Source organism: Faecalispora jeddahensis (genome assembly GCF_000577335.1).
Lineage (GTDB): Bacteria > Bacillota > Clostridia > Oscillospirales > Acutalibacteraceae > Faecalispora > Faecalispora jeddahensis.
The window spans coordinates 24,949-41,649 of record NZ_CBYL010000021.1 but is presented as its reverse complement, the minus strand read 5'-3'; the positions used below and the strand labels follow the sequence as shown (position 1 = coordinate 41,649).

Annotated in this window: 16 protein-coding genes and 1 riboswitch; of the genes, 9 read left to right on the top strand and 7 right to left on the bottom strand. The window is 51.2% G+C overall.

Annotation, left to right across the window (positions count from 1 at the left end):
- Nucleotides 1-70 precede the first annotated feature (70 nt).
- The 7 genes from TY09_RS09585 to TY09_RS09560 all read right to left on the bottom strand — a co-directional run bounded on the left by TY09_RS09585 (nt 71) and on the right by TY09_RS09560 (nt 6,465).
- A complete protein-coding gene (locus tag TY09_RS09585; protein ID WP_042433609.1) occupies nt 71-715 on the bottom strand; it encodes a zinc ribbon domain-containing protein in 645 nt (214 codons plus the stop codon).
- Complete coding sequence (locus TY09_RS09580) at nt 712-1,794, bottom strand: glycosyltransferase (RefSeq protein ID WP_042433606.1); 1,083 nt, start codon at nt 1,792-1,794, stop codon at nt 712-714. The genes TY09_RS09585 and TY09_RS09580 overlap by 4 nt, the downstream gene beginning before the upstream one ends.
- Before the next feature lie 14 nt (nt 1,795-1,808).
- A complete protein-coding gene (locus tag TY09_RS09575) occupies nt 1,809-2,405 on the bottom strand; it encodes a TVP38/TMEM64 family protein (protein ID WP_042433603.1) in 597 nt (198 codons plus the stop codon).
- Nucleotides 2,396-3,592, bottom strand: a complete 1,197-nt coding sequence (locus TY09_RS09570) for a glycosyltransferase family 4 protein (RefSeq protein ID WP_042433600.1) — start codon at nt 3,590-3,592, stop codon at nt 2,396-2,398. The genes TY09_RS09575 and TY09_RS09570 overlap by 10 nt, the downstream gene beginning before the upstream one ends.
- On the bottom strand, nt 3,492-4,169 hold the full coding sequence (locus TY09_RS17940) for a zinc dependent phospholipase C family protein (protein WP_147584644.1): 678 nt from the start codon (nt 4,167-4,169) through the stop codon (nt 3,492-3,494). Before TY09_RS17940 ends, TY09_RS09570 begins: the two co-directional genes overlap by 101 nt.
- 135 nt (nt 4,170-4,304) lie before the next feature.
- Nucleotides 4,305-4,994, bottom strand: coding sequence for a response regulator transcription factor (locus TY09_RS09565; RefSeq protein ID WP_042433597.1), 690 nt, complete (start codon nt 4,992-4,994; stop codon nt 4,305-4,307).
- A gap of 1 nt (nt 4,995) precedes the next feature.
- Entirely contained in the window at nt 4,996-6,465 is a 1,470-nt protein-coding gene (locus TY09_RS09560) for a sensor histidine kinase (protein ID WP_042433593.1), read from the bottom strand.
- A gap of 282 nt (nt 6,466-6,747) precedes the next feature.
- On the opposite strand from TY09_RS09560, the gene TY09_RS09555 reads away from it, so the two are divergent.
- The 9 genes from TY09_RS09555 to TY09_RS09520 all read left to right on the top strand — a co-directional run bounded on the left by TY09_RS09555 (nt 6,748) and on the right by TY09_RS09520 (nt 16,624).
- On the top strand, nt 6,748-7,392 hold the full coding sequence (locus TY09_RS09555) for a DedA family protein (protein ID WP_042433590.1): 645 nt from the start codon (nt 6,748-6,750) through the stop codon (nt 7,390-7,392).
- Nucleotides 7,389-8,777 (top strand): oligosaccharide flippase family protein, encoded by a 1,389-nt coding sequence (locus TY09_RS09550; protein ID WP_042433587.1) that lies wholly within the window; start codon nt 7,389-7,391, stop codon nt 8,775-8,777. Before TY09_RS09555 ends, TY09_RS09550 begins: the two co-directional genes overlap by 4 nt.
- Nucleotides 8,777-10,318, top strand: coding sequence for a purple acid phosphatase family protein (locus TY09_RS09545; protein WP_052335593.1), 1,542 nt, complete (start codon nt 8,777-8,779; stop codon nt 10,316-10,318). The genes TY09_RS09550 and TY09_RS09545 overlap by 1 nt, the downstream gene beginning before the upstream one ends.
- A gap of 53 nt (nt 10,319-10,371) precedes the next feature.
- Nucleotides 10,372-10,460, top strand: a riboswitch (cyclic di-GMP riboswitch).
- Between the two features lie 410 nt (nt 10,461-10,870).
- Nucleotides 10,871-11,290, top strand: a complete 420-nt coding sequence (locus TY09_RS09540) for a sigma-70 family RNA polymerase sigma factor (protein ID WP_042433584.1) — start codon at nt 10,871-10,873, stop codon at nt 11,288-11,290.
- Nucleotides 11,291-11,922: 632 nt separating this feature from the next.
- Nucleotides 11,923-12,309, top strand: coding sequence for a type II toxin-antitoxin system PemK/MazF family toxin (locus TY09_RS09535; RefSeq protein ID WP_042433581.1), 387 nt, complete (start codon nt 11,923-11,925; stop codon nt 12,307-12,309).
- Nucleotides 12,306-12,464 (top strand): hypothetical protein, encoded by a 159-nt coding sequence (locus TY09_RS18610; protein WP_180951079.1) that lies wholly within the window; start codon nt 12,306-12,308, stop codon nt 12,462-12,464. Before TY09_RS09535 ends, TY09_RS18610 begins: the two co-directional genes overlap by 4 nt.
- Before the next feature lie 92 nt (nt 12,465-12,556).
- Nucleotides 12,557-14,137, top strand: coding sequence for a recombinase family protein (locus TY09_RS09530; RefSeq protein ID WP_042433578.1), 1,581 nt, complete (start codon nt 12,557-12,559; stop codon nt 14,135-14,137).
- Nucleotide 14,138: 1 nt separating this feature from the next.
- Complete coding sequence (locus TY09_RS09525) at nt 14,139-15,032, top strand: recombinase family protein (RefSeq protein WP_042433574.1); 894 nt, start codon at nt 14,139-14,141, stop codon at nt 15,030-15,032.
- Nucleotides 15,005-16,624 (top strand): recombinase family protein, encoded by a 1,620-nt coding sequence (locus tag TY09_RS09520; RefSeq protein WP_042433572.1) that lies wholly within the window; start codon nt 15,005-15,007, stop codon nt 16,622-16,624. Before TY09_RS09525 ends, TY09_RS09520 begins: the two co-directional genes overlap by 28 nt.
- The last annotated feature ends 77 nt before the right edge of the window (nt 16,625-16,701 follow it).

Sequence of the window (16,701 nt, the reverse complement as noted above, 5' to 3'; positions counted from 1 at the left end):
ATAATATGGGGGCTGCATGGCCCCAAGGGTTTGGCCGATGCAGCCCCGCTTTTGGTCAAACGATGCGCTTTTATTTGGTTTTGTCTTTCAGCGGCTTTCCACAGTGAGGACAGTAGGCAGCTTTTCCATCCACCACCGTGCCGCACTCTCCACACTTCATTTGCAGAGATGCTCCGCAGACGCGGCAGAAGGCGCCGGATTTCTGGTAGACCCCACAGCTTGGGCAGACCGTTTGCTGGCTGCGCGCAATCAGGAACCCAATGACCGCCGCAAGGTTAAAGAACAGACCCAGAATCGTCCAAAGCGTCCGATTCATGTCCGCCTTCGACGCCGCCTGATAGAGCCAAGCCATAATCAGCAGCCAGTAGGCAAGCGCCAGCAATCCGCAGAGGCTCACGTAGGTAATGAAGGTCGCGACGGCGACCACTGTGGGCTGTGTAAATTGTCCGGACTCGAAGAAATCGGGTCCTTCATATTCGCGTTCGTGCTCCCGTTCACGATCTCCGTAATCATGCTCTCCATCATAACGGACGTCTTCGCTGCCCCGGTTACTTTCATAGGTTTGATGCCAGGTGACGGCCTCACTGATTTGTGTGCGGAATAGGAATCCGGTCAGAATACCGCCCAAAAGGACGATGACAAGCGACAGCAGGATGAAGTGTTTTGCGGTCTTTTTGAAATCCATGCTCATAATTTTCGTTTGCAATTTAGTCATGTTGACCCCTCCTTACAGGTTGATGTGTTCATTGTATCAGCGGCTGCTAAACTGCTGTTTTCCTGAAGATAAACTGCGGATAAAATGTTTTCTTTTTGATAGATTCGGGCAAGCTTTTCGCCAACGGCGTCCAAACTGCGCTCCCTTGCAACCCGCAGGCCCGAAGCGGTGAGGTCAGGTAAGGCGCCTGTCAGGATGGCGGCTGTTTTTTCCGCAAACCCGGCGAGAGAGCTTGCCTTGTGGACGCTCTGCCCATCGGCCAGCCAGCCGTTATAGACCGGAATATCCCGTACCAAGGCGGGGATGCCGCAGGCGAGCGCTTCGAGCACCACGATTCCCTCCGTTTCCTCGTTGGAGAGGAAGGCAAACAGATCGCAGCCGCAATAGGCGTCCCGCAGCTCCTCCCGTTCCACATAGCCGGGAAAGCTGAGATTTTTCGGAGCGTTTTGGATGGCGGTGCGGATGCGCTTTGGTACAAGATTCAGATTGGTATACCCAAACCAGAAAAAGCGCACCTGCGGCAGAGCGCGGGCCAGCTCCACAAAATCCAACAGACCCTTGCGCTCGATATAATGTCCCACGGAAATGACCGCTTTTTCTGCTGGGCTGAGTCCGTATTTGTTTCGGAAGGCGGTACGGCGCTCCAGGCTGGGGGCAAAAAAGTCGGTATCTACACCGTTGGAAAGGGCATAGATTGGCCTTTTGACTCCATAGCTCTCCAGCACCCGCTTGGAATAAGGGGTGGGCGTAATCACGAGGTCGCCCAGCTCGTAGCAGTGGATAATCCAGCGCTTAAACAGCGGGGCAAACAGATTGGAACCCTTGAAGGAATTGCGGAAATCCTCCATCGTGGAATGGCCGTAATAGACGACCTTCCTGTGCCGCAGCCTCGCAAACCATGCCGCCACCGGGGAGTCAGGAAACACCGTGTTGATATGTACGGCAGACGAGGTCTCCGTCCATTTGTTCGTGGCCTCAATGCCGATGCGCTCCAGCATATCCCTCTGGTGCAGGATGGCTTGTCCAACGCCGCTTTTGCGTACCAGTGACAGACAGCCGGAGTATAGGGTAATGCTCATAGATTCTCCTCCTTTCAATGCACCAACGCTGCAATCTGTTTAAAAACTACATTCAGCCCCAAGCTATACAGAGCGATGGAGGCGGGCTTTCCCATCAGAATGATAGCGGTAAATTTCCGCCAACTGATCCCCGTGGTGCCCGCCAGATAGCATAGGAAATCATCCGGCGCCACAGGGAAAAAGATGGCGATGGCAAACCACCGGGCAAATTTGCTCTCGCTTCCCGTCCAGGCTTCATACTTTGCGATCATCTTGTCGCTGAACATGGCATACAGTACGGACTTGCCAAAGTTTCTGGAAATGATGAAAGCCAGGATGGAGCCGATGCAGATTCCAATGTAATTGTAAAGAAAGCCTGCCCATGGCCCAAACAGCAGCACCCCTGCCAAACAGCCGAGTCCGCCCGGCAGGAGAGGAATCACCACCTGGACCACTTGAAACACGATGAAAACCAGCGCACCCATCCGCCCAAAGCCTGAGATATACGTCTGCAAAGCCTCCTGAGAAGTAAATAGGTGCTGATGAAAGGCATAAACGGCAAATATCATACAGCCGACTAAACTGAGGATAGAACAAATCTGGATGGTTCTTTTCGCAATGTTTATCGACATGGGATCACCTCTGAACAGACCGCTCTCTCTTCAATGTTCGCTTCTCCAAGGGTTTCAAAGTAGACTTTCTCCGCTCTTTCCGCGAATGCGGCGGCGGAAAAGGCTTGCTGTGCGAATTTGGCCGCATTCTTGCGCATGATTTTTTGTATGACTGCATCGCTAAGCAGGAGTCTCATATCCGCCAGGTATTCCCGTTCCGTTTCATATTGCCAACCGTTGTAGCCATCCAGAATGACTCCGTCCAGACAGGCATCCCTGCGGCAGAGTGCCGGCAGCCCCGATGCGAGGGCTTCAATGTAGGTGAGTCCTTGGGTCTCGCTGACGGAGGCACTGACAAACAGGTCTCCCATGTGGTAGAAGTCGCCAATTTGCTCCGGAGGAATCATACCGGCAAAGCGTACCGAATCCCCGATGCCGAGATCCAACGCCATTTTCTCCAGTGTATCGCGGTAAGGCCCATCCCCGACAATCAGGAAGGTAAGCGTCCGTGTGTCCTGCTTTGCGTAGTACCCCAGCAGCTCCTCCAGATTCTTCTCCTTAGCAAGACGGCCGATATAGAGCAGAATGCGGTTTTCATCCGGAATGTCAAGCCGCTTCCTGATGTCAAACTTCTTTTCTTCCGAGGTTTCTGCTGTGAACCGATCAAGGTCGATGCCGGTGGGTACCACATGAATGGGCCTGTCAATTCCATAACCGCTTAAAACAGCTCGCACCTTTTCCGTGGGAGCGATGACGGAGGCGCACTGCTCAATCACCCAGCGTGATAGTGTAGAGGTCATTTGCCGCCCCCATTTTTTGTTGGACATGAAATAGTGGGTGTAGTCCTCGTAGACCGTGTGATAGGTGTGGACAATGGGGATGGACAATCTCTTGGCGATCCGACGGGCCATCAGGAAGGTGGAAAACTCACACTGAGAGTGGATGATGTCCGGCTTCCAATCCAAAATCCGCTGCACAAAACCACTGGAGAGGGCCGCCTTAATTCTGGCGCCGGGATAGATTTTCCCCGCGCCCACCGAACCGATATAGGTTACCCCATCCGATTCATAGGAGTGGAGGGTCTGCGACAGGGTCAGGACACGAACCTCATGTCTGCGCCGGATAAGCTCTCTCCGCAGATTCAATACCGAGGTCACAACCCCATTCACGGTCGGGGCATACCAATCTGTTGTAATCAGGATTTTCATAAAGCGCAACTCCTTCCTTATAGACAATTGCCGGCGCCGGTGCCAAAGCCCTCATAACACGGCTTGTCGCCTGAATGATGAACATAGCGTCATTGTGATAGTTTCCAGGCAGCCCGGTGTATTCTTCGTGAAGTCCGGCAATAAAGGTGCCGGCATCTTTGGGTTTTTCTCCCACACTTACTTGCGCCCACCGGCGCAGTTCGGCAACAAGGTGCGGGTGCAGATGTGACTCGTAGACACGGTGTTCCCACAGCGTGCCTGGATAGCTTTCGTTGTGGGGATAGGTGAAAGCGTCTGCGAGATAGTGCATCAGCTTCCCCAGCCGATAGTAATCCCGCATAGTCCAGCTCGTTCTGCCTTGCAGATGTTCAATCACACGCAGGGTATATCTCCTTGAACTGTTGTAATTATGTCCTCTGAGTTTTTGGCACTTGATAGAGCCCTTCATGTAAGAGAACATATTGAAATCCGGCTCAATGCAGCCTAAAATAAATGCTTTTTGATTTATCACCGAATGGCAGGCCGGAATATCGTTCAATAAATAACCGGCCAATAATACATGACTTCTCATTTCCATATACAATCAACCTCGCCATAAAAAAATCCACTTGCTTTCTGGTATGAAACCAGTATAAGCAAGTGGGTTAAACTGCATTTATCATTCAGTTAAACTATAGATAAAATATGGAAGGTTTGAACATGATATCTGTCCTCATCCTTTGAGTCGATACCCCGCGCCCCGCACCGTCTGGATATACCGGGGATTGCCTGGGTCTTTCTCTATTTTGTCCCGCAGTCGGTTAATGTGGACGGCGACGGTGGCGCTGTCTCCCAGGGCGTCCATGCCCCAAATGCGTTCGTAAAGGGTTTCCCTGTTAAACACGATGTCGGCATTTTGCGCCAGAAACAAGAGCAGTTCGTATTCCTTGTTTTTCAGCTCAATCTCCCTATCGTCCACATAGACCCTATGGGTATCGGTATTGATTATAATACCACCGATTGTAATCTGCACCGACACCACCTGATCTGTTTTTTTCAACCTGGCATACTGTGCCAGATGCGCCTTTACCCGCGCCACCAATACGCTTGGAGAAAAGGGCTTTTCGATGTAATCGTCTGCACCAAGCCCCAACCCGCGTATTTTATCAATGTCCTCTCGCCGGGCGGTAACCATCAGAATAGGGATGTCCAGCTCCTCCCGCAGCTTGCGGCAGACGGCAAAGCCGTCGATACCGGGCAGCATCAAATCCAGCAGGATCAGATCAAAGCCGCCTCGCAAGGCTTTCTCAATACCCATCACCCCATCTGGGGCAATTTCAACTTCAAAATGTTCAATAGCAAGGTAATCACGTTCAATAGCAGCGATTGCTGCGTCGTCTTCTATAATCAGTATTTTCTCCATGTCATTCCTCCACTTTCGGCAGGCAGATCGTAATGTCGAGCCCGCCTTGTCCCCCGGCTGTTGCCTCTATGGTTCCATTCATGCGCCGCACCGCATTGGCAGAGATGGCAAGACCAAGTCCGCTGCCGCGGTGAGGATTCTGCCGGGACGGGTCGCTGCGGTAGAATACCTCGAACAGGTGAGGTAGCGCCTCCTCTGGCACACCCGGACCGTCGTCGCAGAGGGACAGGCAGTATCCATTTTCCTCACGCAGGGAGATGGTCATAGTCCCCATATCTTTCGATTTATATTTCGCGCTGTTCTCCATGATGTTGGTGAGCACCCGGCGAAGCTGGTCTGGGTCGGCATACACTGTGGCCGGAGCCAGAGAACCGATGGTGAGGGTCAAGCCCTTTTCTTCATACTCTGTCTCCAACGCCCGCACAAGCTGCCGCACTTCATCATCCAGCTGCAGCAGCTCCGGACTCACCGGGTATTCGCCAAGCTCCATTTTGGAGAACAGGAAGATCTTAGAGAGCATGCGGTCGATGTCCTCGGCTTTGCTCTTGATGATCGCCAAATACCCTCTTTGTGCTTCGGGCGTTTGGGCAACGCCGTCCAAAAGCCCCTCCACATAGGCCTGGATGGAGGTCAGGGGGCTGCGCAGGTCATGAGATATCCCAACCAGCAATTCCTTACGGCTCTGCTCATGCTGCGCCGTCCGTTCCTCCGAGGCTTTGAGGCGGGCGGCCATTTCGTTAAAGTCGGCGCAGACGGGTGCAAACTCGTCCTGCTCGCTGTAGTCGATGCGGTGCTCCAGATTCCCGTCACTGATCTGGCGCACACCGTCCGCCAAAATGTCCAGTGGTCGCTCAATCTTCCGAAATACAAACCGGATGAGAAAACGGTTTGTGAGCAGGATAGAAAAGAGAACGGCAAAAATCAGCACAATGGCGGAGAGCACAACGGCGACCTTCAGTGTCTCGTAGGACAGCTCGGAAGGACTGTTAAAGATGGAGATGCGATAGAAAGTTCCGTCAATTTCAGCCGAATGGACATACAACTCCCGGCTGCCGCTCGAAACAAATCCTTTGCCACCCAAAGCGTCTACCGCATTTAATAGGGTAGTGTCGGAATCGGTTGTGTGCCCGTATTGATAAATATTCTTGTTGGCAGAATCCACAGACAAGGCCATAGCATTTTTGTCCAGCAGGCCGCTGATGCCCGCCAAATCCTCCGCCTGGTTTTTATGGGTTCCCTCCCTCAGAGATTGCTCGACAAGCATAGAAACGCTGCGGCTGGCCCGATAGAAGTCCTCGCTGTCCTCAAAGCCCAGCCCCGCGCCGTATTGAATCGAAAGCCAGATGACGCCCACGCATAGAGCGCCAATGAGAGCGGTAATCGCCACCGGGACAGTAATCATCAGGATGTTGGAAATCACCAATCGTTTCTTTATATTTATATTTTTTGTAAAGCGTTCTTTTATCTTCATTTTAAGGTGCCTCCTCGCTCAGGGATATTTAAAGTATAGCATATATTTCCCGATTGGTCTTAAACAGGAGATAAACAATACGGTAAAGTGCGTTTTCCTTTCTATATTGCATAAAAAAACGGTTTTGTCAAATAGGCAAAGCCGTTTTTTGAGTAGTTTATCCAGAGTTTAACTTTAATTTGACTGCAGTTTATTTTGAACTGTTAAAATGACCGCAAATGATGAAATCTGCGAAGGCACACATATTGATCGTGCGGTTGCAGCCTTATTGGAGGAATATTTATGGAACAAATGATGATTGACATCATAAACGGCTTTGGCTACATCGGAATCGCATTTTTAATTGCGGTTGAAAATATATTCCCGCCCATTCCTTCCGAGGTAATCCTGACCTTTGGCGGTTTTCTGACGACGGTCAGCAATATGAATGTGTGGGGGGTGATCCTTTCCGCCACCATTGGAGCGGTGGCCGGGGCCTTGGTTTTGTATTACCTTGGCAGACTGTTGAATGCGGAAAGGCTGGAGCGGCTCTTTGAAAGCAAGCTCGGCCGCAGGCTGCATTTGAAAAAGGAAGATGTACGCAGAGCGGAGGGGTGGTTCTTCAAACATGGGAACAAGACGGTTTTCTTCTGCCGGTTTATCCCCCTCGTGCGGAGCCTGATTTCCATACCGGCCGGTGCCGCTAAAATGCAGATGGGCTCGTTCCTGCTTTTAACTGCGGCTGGCACAGCCATCTGGAATACCGTGCTGGTATTCCTCGGAAAGTTTGCCGGGGATGCCTGGGGAAACATTGCGAACTATGTCAATGTGTATTCGATTATCGCTGTTGGAGTTTTGGCGGTCATCGCCATCGTGGTGGGGGTAATCTTCATTAAAAAGAGGTTTCTAAGCCCACGCGGAACCGCCGGGAAAGACGAGGTAAAATGAATCGGTACCAAAAACTGGCGTCCAATACTGTTACCTTTGCGATTGGGACCTTCAGCTCAAAATTCCTGGTCTTTCTGATGCTGCCTCTCTATACCCGCACCTTATCCAGCGCGGAGTACGGAGAGGTTGATCTGGTTGTTCAGGCATGTAACCTGATGTTACCGATTGCGACGGCCGGCATCATGAATGCAGTGATACGTTTTGGGCTTGACAAGAGCGTAAACAAAAAAGGTGTTTTCTCCTTTGGGCTCTTGACCTGTTTGGCTGGTTTTTCCCTTTTGTGGCTTGCCAAACCGCTGCTTATGAACATAGGCTTTCTCGCTGCCAACATTCGGTATGCCTACCTTTTCGTATTTGTGGCTGCGCTTCACTCCTTGTGCTCCAACTTTATTCGGTCACAGGAATATGTGAAGCTCTATGCTTTTGACGGGCTTTTGCGGACAGCACTCACCGTTGTCCTGAATATCATCTTTTTGGTGGTGTTACGCATGGGTGTGTCGGGATACCTGCTGGCGACGGTTTTGTCAGACACCATATCTATGGTCGTTCTGTTCTTTGCGGCGCGGCTCTACCGCTTTTTCAGCCTGAAAAGCATAGACAGGGATGCCTCTGTCAGCATGTTGAAATATGCCCTGCCGCTGATCCCCACCACCGTTTCCATCTGGATCATCAACCTCTCGGATCGGTATATCCTGTCGTACCTGATCGGAAACGAGGCAACCGGACTGTATGCGATTGCCTATAAAATACCAACCATTATTACCATCATGGCGGTAATCTTTATGGACGCTTGGCAGATTTCATCCGTCAAGGAATACCGGCAAGAGGATGGCGCTTACTTTTTCTCCAAGGTTTTCAGCGTTTACAGCGCCCTTGTATTCACGGTGACCTCGGCGCTGATTACTCTTGCACAGCCCATCACCAGAGTGCTTGTCTCCGACAGCTTTTACAGCGCATGGCAATATATGCCTATCCTGTTGCTGGCAACGGTGTTCTCCTGTTTTGCCACCTTTTTAAGCAGCATCTACATGAATGAGAAGAAAAGCGGACACGTCCTGATGACGACGCTCGTCAGCGCCGGCATCAACATTGTTCTCAACTTTGCACTGATTCCTATATTCGGCATCCAGGGCGCAGGGTTATCCACGCTACTCAGCTACCTCGCCATGTTTTTGATTCGGGCAATTCATAGCCGATCCTTCATCAAAATGACCTTGGGCGTTCCGTGGCTCATTGGCAACACGGTCATCCTACTTGCACAGGTTGCTATTCTTTTTATAGGAAGCCAACATTGGCTATTCTATGAGCTGGCGCTGACTGTGTTCATTTTGGGCCTTCATATAAAGACCCTATTGGCTGGAGTAAGAAAGGTGGTGAAACCATAATGAATATTTTTAACACACATCGAAAAAACAAAAAAAGGAGTTTTTCCCACGAAGGGAAAGGGCTCGCATTGATCGTCGCCATTGCACTGGTCCTGACAACCGTAACCGCTTGTGGCAATGCCGGACAAGCCGCTGGCATAGCAGATTCCGTATCCCTTTCCACGGAATCTGCGGTGTCTGCCGAGGAAACGTATTCCGCTCAACTGGTTTCCTCAGTGATCCCGGAACCAGTGAAAAGCGCGCCCACTCCAAAAGTGGTACAACCGATAGTTGCTTCTCCACGTATCAGTAAAATTACAGTCACCTTTTACGGAGAAGCGACTACCTCCAAGGGCTTCACCTGGTACACGGACAGCGGTTCCCAAACCAGCGATGTCCAAGTGGTTGAACGAAAAGAAGATCTGTTGTCGGATTTTAGCCAGGCAATCATTTTTCAAGGTACTGTCGGAAAATCGAATAATTCACCCAAGGAGGTCGTCCACAAAGCCGTCGCCACCGGCCTGAAAAGCGATACGGCCTATGACTATCGTGTTGGAGACGCTAAATTAAACATCTGGAGTGAGCCGGCTGTTTTTACCACGGCGCCCGAAAAAGGTTCTTTCACCTTTATTGACTTATCCGATACGCAGTTTGCCGACCAAGCGGGAGCGAATGTAACTGCGGACACGATTAAAAAAGCGTTGTCCCAGGCGGGAAATGCCGGGTTTATCGTTCACAACGGCGATGTGGTGGATAACAAATCGGAGAAATTATGGAATTTGCTGCTGCAAACCTCAAAGTCCAGCCTAATAAATACGACTATCATGCCTGCTGTGGGCAACCATGATGTCGGGAACAGCACCTTTATTGACCATTTCAACCTTGACACACCTGCGGCGGCGACGAAGACAGGAGCGTATTATTCGGTGGACTACAGCAACGCGCATTTTGTCGTGCTGAACACAAACGAATCGTCAGGTAGTTATAAAAGTTTCACGGATGCACAGGTGGATTGGCTGAAATCCGATATTAAAGCCGCAAAAAAAGCAGGGTCGCAGTGGATTATTGTTGTTATACATATAGGTCCGTATACGGTTGCGGAGCATTCCTCTGACTCCAATGTGAAAGATACGCGCACAAAAATTGCCCCGCTCTTCAATGAGCTTGGCGTTGATCTTGTGCTGCAGGGACATGACCATGTATATGAGCGAAGCAAGCCCATTGTGAATGGAGCTGCCACTAAGAAAACCACGGTGACGGAACGCCTGGGGGACCGCACAATCGAATGCATGATTGACCCCAAGGGGCCTCTTTATCTGACGCCCGGTACTGCCGGAACAAAGCATTATTATCAGAATCCCAAACTGAGTCAGAGTTATCTGAGTTTATTTGATGTTGCAAAGGGTCCGTACAAGGGTGATCCAGACATGAAAAACCAGGAAACCTTTATGAGCATAACCATTGACGGAAATGTTCTCACGGCAACTGCATACCAAATATCAAAAACCAAAAACGATGGCCAGCCCTATATGATCGATCAATTCAAGATAAAGAAGGTGTAGCACAGTCGATGGAACATACAGAAAAATCGTAATGTAGGCTTGGAAAAAATAAATAAAAACAAGGGCAAACCTGCTAAAAGGCAGGGACGCAAAGCCGAGGGTCTAAGGTATTTTAAGATACTATGATAGTCTGGCTGCTAAAACTGTGCGAAGCCTGCCCTCATGTTGAGGACAGGCTTTTACGCTTTTTATCGAGCATTTCAGGCATCAGGATATCGGCTTTCGTTATACATCATGGCGAAAGGGGTAGTTTGTATGACTCAACCTTTTTATCTTTCTACGAGGTGTAAATAGAGACAGAGCAACTTGTACATACCCTCCTTTACCTCTACAATTTAATTATGCAAGGTTAAAAAAGTCAGCATTTTGCCGTGGGCATCGTGCTGACTTTTTTCTTTCGACAAGAAAATCTATACAGCGACTAAATATTCCAAATAATGGGGTGTTTTTCGCTGTTTTTTATATAGGCGAAGTTATTCCGCGCTGCCGCGCTCCTCCGCTTCTGACATTTTGATTCACCATCAAAATTTCAGAAAACGGAGGACAAGCCATATGGCAGAGAAAAAAGAATATCGAATTAAGGTGCAGGGGCAGCTCGTCCCTGTCAGCGAAGAAGTCTATTTGACCTATCACCGCATGAAGCGCCGCGAAACTTATCTGGAGGAAAGGGATACGACAAACGGCGTGTTTTATTACAGCGCCCTGGATACGGAGGGAACCAATGGTGAGGATGTAATTCCCGACCTTGTTTCTCCCCGTGTGGAGGATGCCGCAGTGGACAAGCTGTTGGCAGAAAAGCTCCACCAGTGCCTCTCACAGCTCACCAGAGACGAACAGGAGCTAATTTTTACTCTGTTTTTTCAGAATAAAAGTGAGCGTCAACTCGCTGCGGAAACCGGCATTCCACAGAAAACCATCAATGACCGGAGACACAGAATTCTGGTCAAACTAAAAAAACTTATGAAAATTTAAAAATAATTCCGCTCAACCCCCTCACGAAATCGGCTTAGTAGTGAGGGGGTTTTTCTATTCTCCCTCACAGCTCTTTGAAAATTTCATATCCGACGACCTGAATACGTTAGCTGACGGACCCCAAAAGGGAAAGCGACTCCGGAGGATGCGCCAAGACCACCTGTAGGCAGGCAGCAAGAAAAGCGAAATCACTCCCTTTTCTGTTCGCTCGTTTCTTTCTGCTCCTATCAAAGACGGCCAAATAAGGTGCAAAGCGGTACCCATCCGACCGGAAAACAGGCTGTGGCAGCCTGTCTCGCAATAATCCCGCCAGCCTATATTGATACTTCTGTCCAGTCACAGCCCCCCCTGACCGGGGGATCACGCAATGAGGGCAGCCGGCAGAGATCCTGGCGGGGGTGGAATTCCCATGATGCGGTGAAGCCAGCCGCAGTTCAGGCCGTCGCCTTTGTTGTGCAAGGCATTGCTTTGCACAGTGCGCTTGGGGAGTAGTGTCGAATTAAGCGCCTTGATTACAGTAAAATGACTTAATGTCAGAAGCGATGGGGATCGCTCTGCCTTCACAGCGGAGCGGTCCCTATATTTGTGTCATTAAGAAAAAAGAGGATTTCACATCAAGGAGGTGCAAAGTTTTGGACACAATAAAGCAAGAGATCAGCCGCGGCGATATTTACTACGCCGATTTAAACCCCGTTGTGGGCTGTGAGCAAGGAGGCATCCGCCCCGTACTTGTCCTGCAAAACAATATCGGAAACCGCCACAGCCCCACCACCATCGTCTGTGCCATCACCGGCAGGCCGAAAAAGCCCTTGCCAACTCATACAGCTATTACCGGTGTGGGCAAATTGTCCAGGGAGTCCTTTGCACTTCTGGAGCAGATACGCACCATTGACCGGATCCGGCTTCGGGGCTTTATCGGCAGGCTGGACGAGCAGGAGATGGAAGAAATCAACCAGGCACTTTCTATCAGCGTCGGACTGAGTCCGGCGATTTTTTTATTTGGGAGGGAAACGCCATGACAAACACCCAGGTAACCGATAACCTCATGTTCGTTGCCGCCCTGCAGCAGCTCGTGCAGCTTGCGGCCGCCAAGGGCATGACGGAGTCGGAAATCGAAAAGGTCAAAAAGGACTTGGAACGCAGGCTGCGGCCCACCATTATCGCCCCTTGCTGACCCCCTGTCTTGTTTTCTGTTTGTTTTCAATGATTCAGTAGCTATGTGCAGGGAGGTGTGGTAGTGTATGTCGTTGAAAGGAGGGGAAAAAGATGTATAACCCCAATTTAGCATCGGCGGAACCGCCGAAAATCACTGTCATATCAGCAAAATCGCAAGAGATGGCAAAGCTCCGTGTGGCGGCATACGCCCGTGTGAGCAGCGACTCGGAAGACCAGCAGAACTCCTATATCGCACAGGTGGATTACTACACCAAAAACATTGCCACTCATGAGGGCTGGGAGCTGGCGGACATCTACGCTGACGAAGGAATCACCGGCCTTGTGGCAAGCAAACGGGACGATTTCAACCGCATGATACAGGACTGTCGGGACGGAAAAATCGACCGCGTCCTCGTTAAATCCATATCCCGCTTTGCGAGGAACACCAAGGAGTATATCCAGTATGTGAGGGAGCTCCTCCGGCTGGGCGTCTCCATCCACTTTGAAAAGGAAAACATTGATACCGGCAAGATGACCTCGGAGCAGATCGCCACCATCTACGGCGCCTTCTCGCAGATGGAATCCCAAAACCACTCGAACAATATGCGGATCAGCGTCCGCATCCGAATGGAAAAGGGCGATTACGTTTCACCGACAACCCCCTACGGCTATAAGCTGGAGGAACGCACCCTGGTAATCATCCCTGAGCAGGCCGAGGTGGTGCGCCGCATTTTCACCGCCTATCTGAGCGGTCAGGGCAAGGAAGATATCGCAAACGAGCTGAACCGGCTGGGCATCCCACGCACAAAAGACCGAAAGATGTGGTATTCAACCACGATAGGGTATATCCTGACCAACATCTCTTACACCGGGGATATGGTCTGGCAAAAGAGCTTCGCTACCAACGACATCCCCTTCCGGCAGGTGCGGAATAAAGGAGAGAGGCCCAAATACTTCGTGGAGAACTGCCATGAGCCGATTGTCTCCAAGGATGAATTCCAGCGGGTGCAGGCACTTCTGGAAACCCGTAGGTTGCAGATAGCGGGCACGGTTTCCTCCGCACTGCTGAAAAAGAAACTCCACTGCGGAAACTGCGGTACCCTGTTCCGAAGAAAAATCGTCAATGAAAAGGTCTACTGGGCTTGCCGGAGACATGACAGCCATAAAGACCTTTGCCCGATTTCTCAGGTACCGGAGGAACAGATTATCACGGCAATCCTCCGAATGTACCACAAGCTGAAACGGCACCGTGAGCAAATCCTGTCACCGCTCCTAAGACAGCTCACCGAGCTGAGAGAAAAGGAACTCCGTTCCAATCGAAAGATTAACGACATAGATAAGGAAATAGCACAGTTAACCGAGCAGAATCTCGTTCTTGTTCGACTCAAGTCGAAGGGATACGTAGATTCTGCTCTTTATTTATCCCAAACCGGCGATATTGACTTCAAGCTGCGGGAACTGCGCCGCCTGCGCCGCCGCATCATGGAAACCACCGGCGAGGATGGGCAGATCAAGGCCACGGAAACAATGCTGGATTATCTGGAGTCCAGCCCTGAGCACTTAGGGGAGCTCACTGAGGAATTGTTTGAAACGCTGGTGGAGAACATCACCATCTCCTCGGAAACCGAGATGAACCTCACCCTATACAACGGGCTCACCCTGAAGGAAACCATAGAAAGGACGGTGCGGTAGCATGACATGGCAGAGAAAAATCCCCTTCGGCTATATGATGAGAAACGGTGAAATCCTGTGCTGCCCCACGGAGTCGGCAGCCGTCAAAGAGATTTTCAGGCTTTACTCCGAGGGGATGGCCTACAGCAAGATTGCCGATGAGATGATGCTCCGGGGCATCGCCTATCACAAGCACACCGACCAGTGGAATAAGCACATGGTCAAGCGCATCCTCGAAAATGAACGCTACCTCGGAGAAAAAGAATACCCGCCGATCATCGAATCGGAAACCTTTATGCGTGTCCAGCTTATCAGGGGAGATAAAAATACCTACACCCCATGCCCGGAGTACATCAAGCCTATCCGTGAAAAGGCGGTCTGCGGTGTGTGCGGCGGGAAGATGGCCAGGGACACAAGAGCATCCAACAAGGTTCGCTGGTACTGCCAGACGGAAGGATGTGCCAACCGCCGCTACATAGAAGACGAGGACACCCACACCGCCCTGACAGGACGGCTGAACGCACTGGCTCAGAAACCCGACCTCTTTGTCTGGCCCCTCCCACAGCAGGCTGGAGAGATGACGCTGGAGGCAGCCCGTATCCAGAATGAGGTGATCCGAGAGCTGAACAAAGCGGAGCCGGGTGTAGAATACACCAAAATGCTGATACTGGCCTGCGCCGCCGAAAAATACAGCGGACTGCCCGATTATACTCCTTATCACCAAATGCAGATACTGCGGGAGAGAATCACAGAGCGCCCGATGGACGATGAGCTCCGCAATGAAATCCTCCAAACCGCCGTACAGGAAATCCAGTTTACAGGCGGCGGCTTGGAGCTGCGGCTCATCAACGGAGAAACCCTTGAAGCGAATGGAAAGGAGATTGGACGATGCCTGCGACAGCAACAAGGAAAGTAACGCTTATCCCTGCCGATCCGATATACGCCCAAAAGGATATCCGCAAAAAAGCCCTGCGTGTGGCGCCTTACTGCCGGGTTTCCACCAACTCCGAGGAACAGCTCGACAGCTATCAGGCGCAGATTGAATACTACACGGAAAGAATCGCCGCCCAGCCCGAATGGACCATGGTGGATATGTTCGCGGACGAGGGCAAAACCGCCACCTCCACCAAAAAGCGCAAGGATTTCCTGCGGATGATCAAAGCCTGTGAAAAAGGCAAGGTGGATCTGGTCATCACCAAATCGGTATCCCGGTTCTGCCGGAATACGCTGGACGGCCTCGACTATGTCCGCAAGCTCAAGCGAATGGGCGTTGGGGTTTTCTTTGAAAAGGAGAATGTCAACACCCTCTACATGGACAATGAGATGATCCTCACTTTCATGATGAGCCAGGCTCAAGCCGAGAGCGAATCCATGAGCGGCAATATCCGCTGGGGTCACCGCAAGAACTTCAAGGACGGCAAGGTCTACTACCACTATGCGGGATTCCTCGGCTACCGCAAGGGCGAGGACGATCTGCCGGAAATTGACCCGGAGGAAGCGGAAATCGTCCGCAGGGTTTTCTCCCGATATCTGGTCGGGCACAGCGTCGCTAAAATCATCGCTGACCTTGAGGCGGACGGCATCAAAACGGTGCGGGGCAAGGAGAAATGGAATGACGGCGTCATCCGCGGCATGCTTAAAAACGAAAAATACATCGGGGACGCCCTGCTACAAAAAACCTTCATCGCTGACCTCTTCACCCGCCAGTCAAAGAAGAACAACGGAGAGCTTCCCCAATATTATGTCGAGAACTGCCATCCCGCCATCATCGACAAGCTGACCTTCCAGCGGGTGCAGGAGGAAATGGCCCGCCGTTCCAGCCTGAGAAAGGTCAGCGCAAACGCTAAAACCGAGCTTGCCAAGTACAGCGGCAAGTATGTGCTGACCGAACTTTTATCCTGCGGGAACTGCGGAAGCCCCTACCGCCGTGTCACATGGACGAGGCCGGAGGGCAAGAAAATCGTCTGGCGGTGCATCAACCGGCTGGAGAACGGCAAAAAGTTCTGCAAGGATTCCCCTACGCTGGAAGAAGGGCGAATCCACACCGCCGTGGTCTCTGCCATGAACGAAATGTTCAGCCTGAAAACCATGAAATCTCTGCTGCAGGACAGCATCCTGTCCGCCCTTTCAGGGAACAGCGGAGAAACAAGCATCGCAGCCATCGACAGCAGACTGTCGGAGCTGCGGGCACGGCAATATGAGCTCCTCCAATTCGCAGCGTCTGTGGGCGCAAACTCCACCCAATACGATGAGGACTTGAATGAAGTCAGCATGGAGTTTTCCGCACTGGTATCAAAACGCAACGAGCTGGAAAAAAACCAGCAGGGCATCGCACAGGCAGATAAACGAGCCGAGCAGATCGCCGCTGAGCTGGACAAAGTGGACACTGGAATCACCTGCTTTGACGAGCTGACGGTGTGGCAGCTCATCGGCGCCATCAAAGTGCTGGGTGAAGATAAACTGCTTATCCGTTTCAAGGATGGAACGGAAATCGAGCAGATCATGTAACGGAGGAACCGACCATGATTTATATTACAGGAGACACCCACGGTAATTTCCGCAGATTTGAAAAGGAATACTTTCCC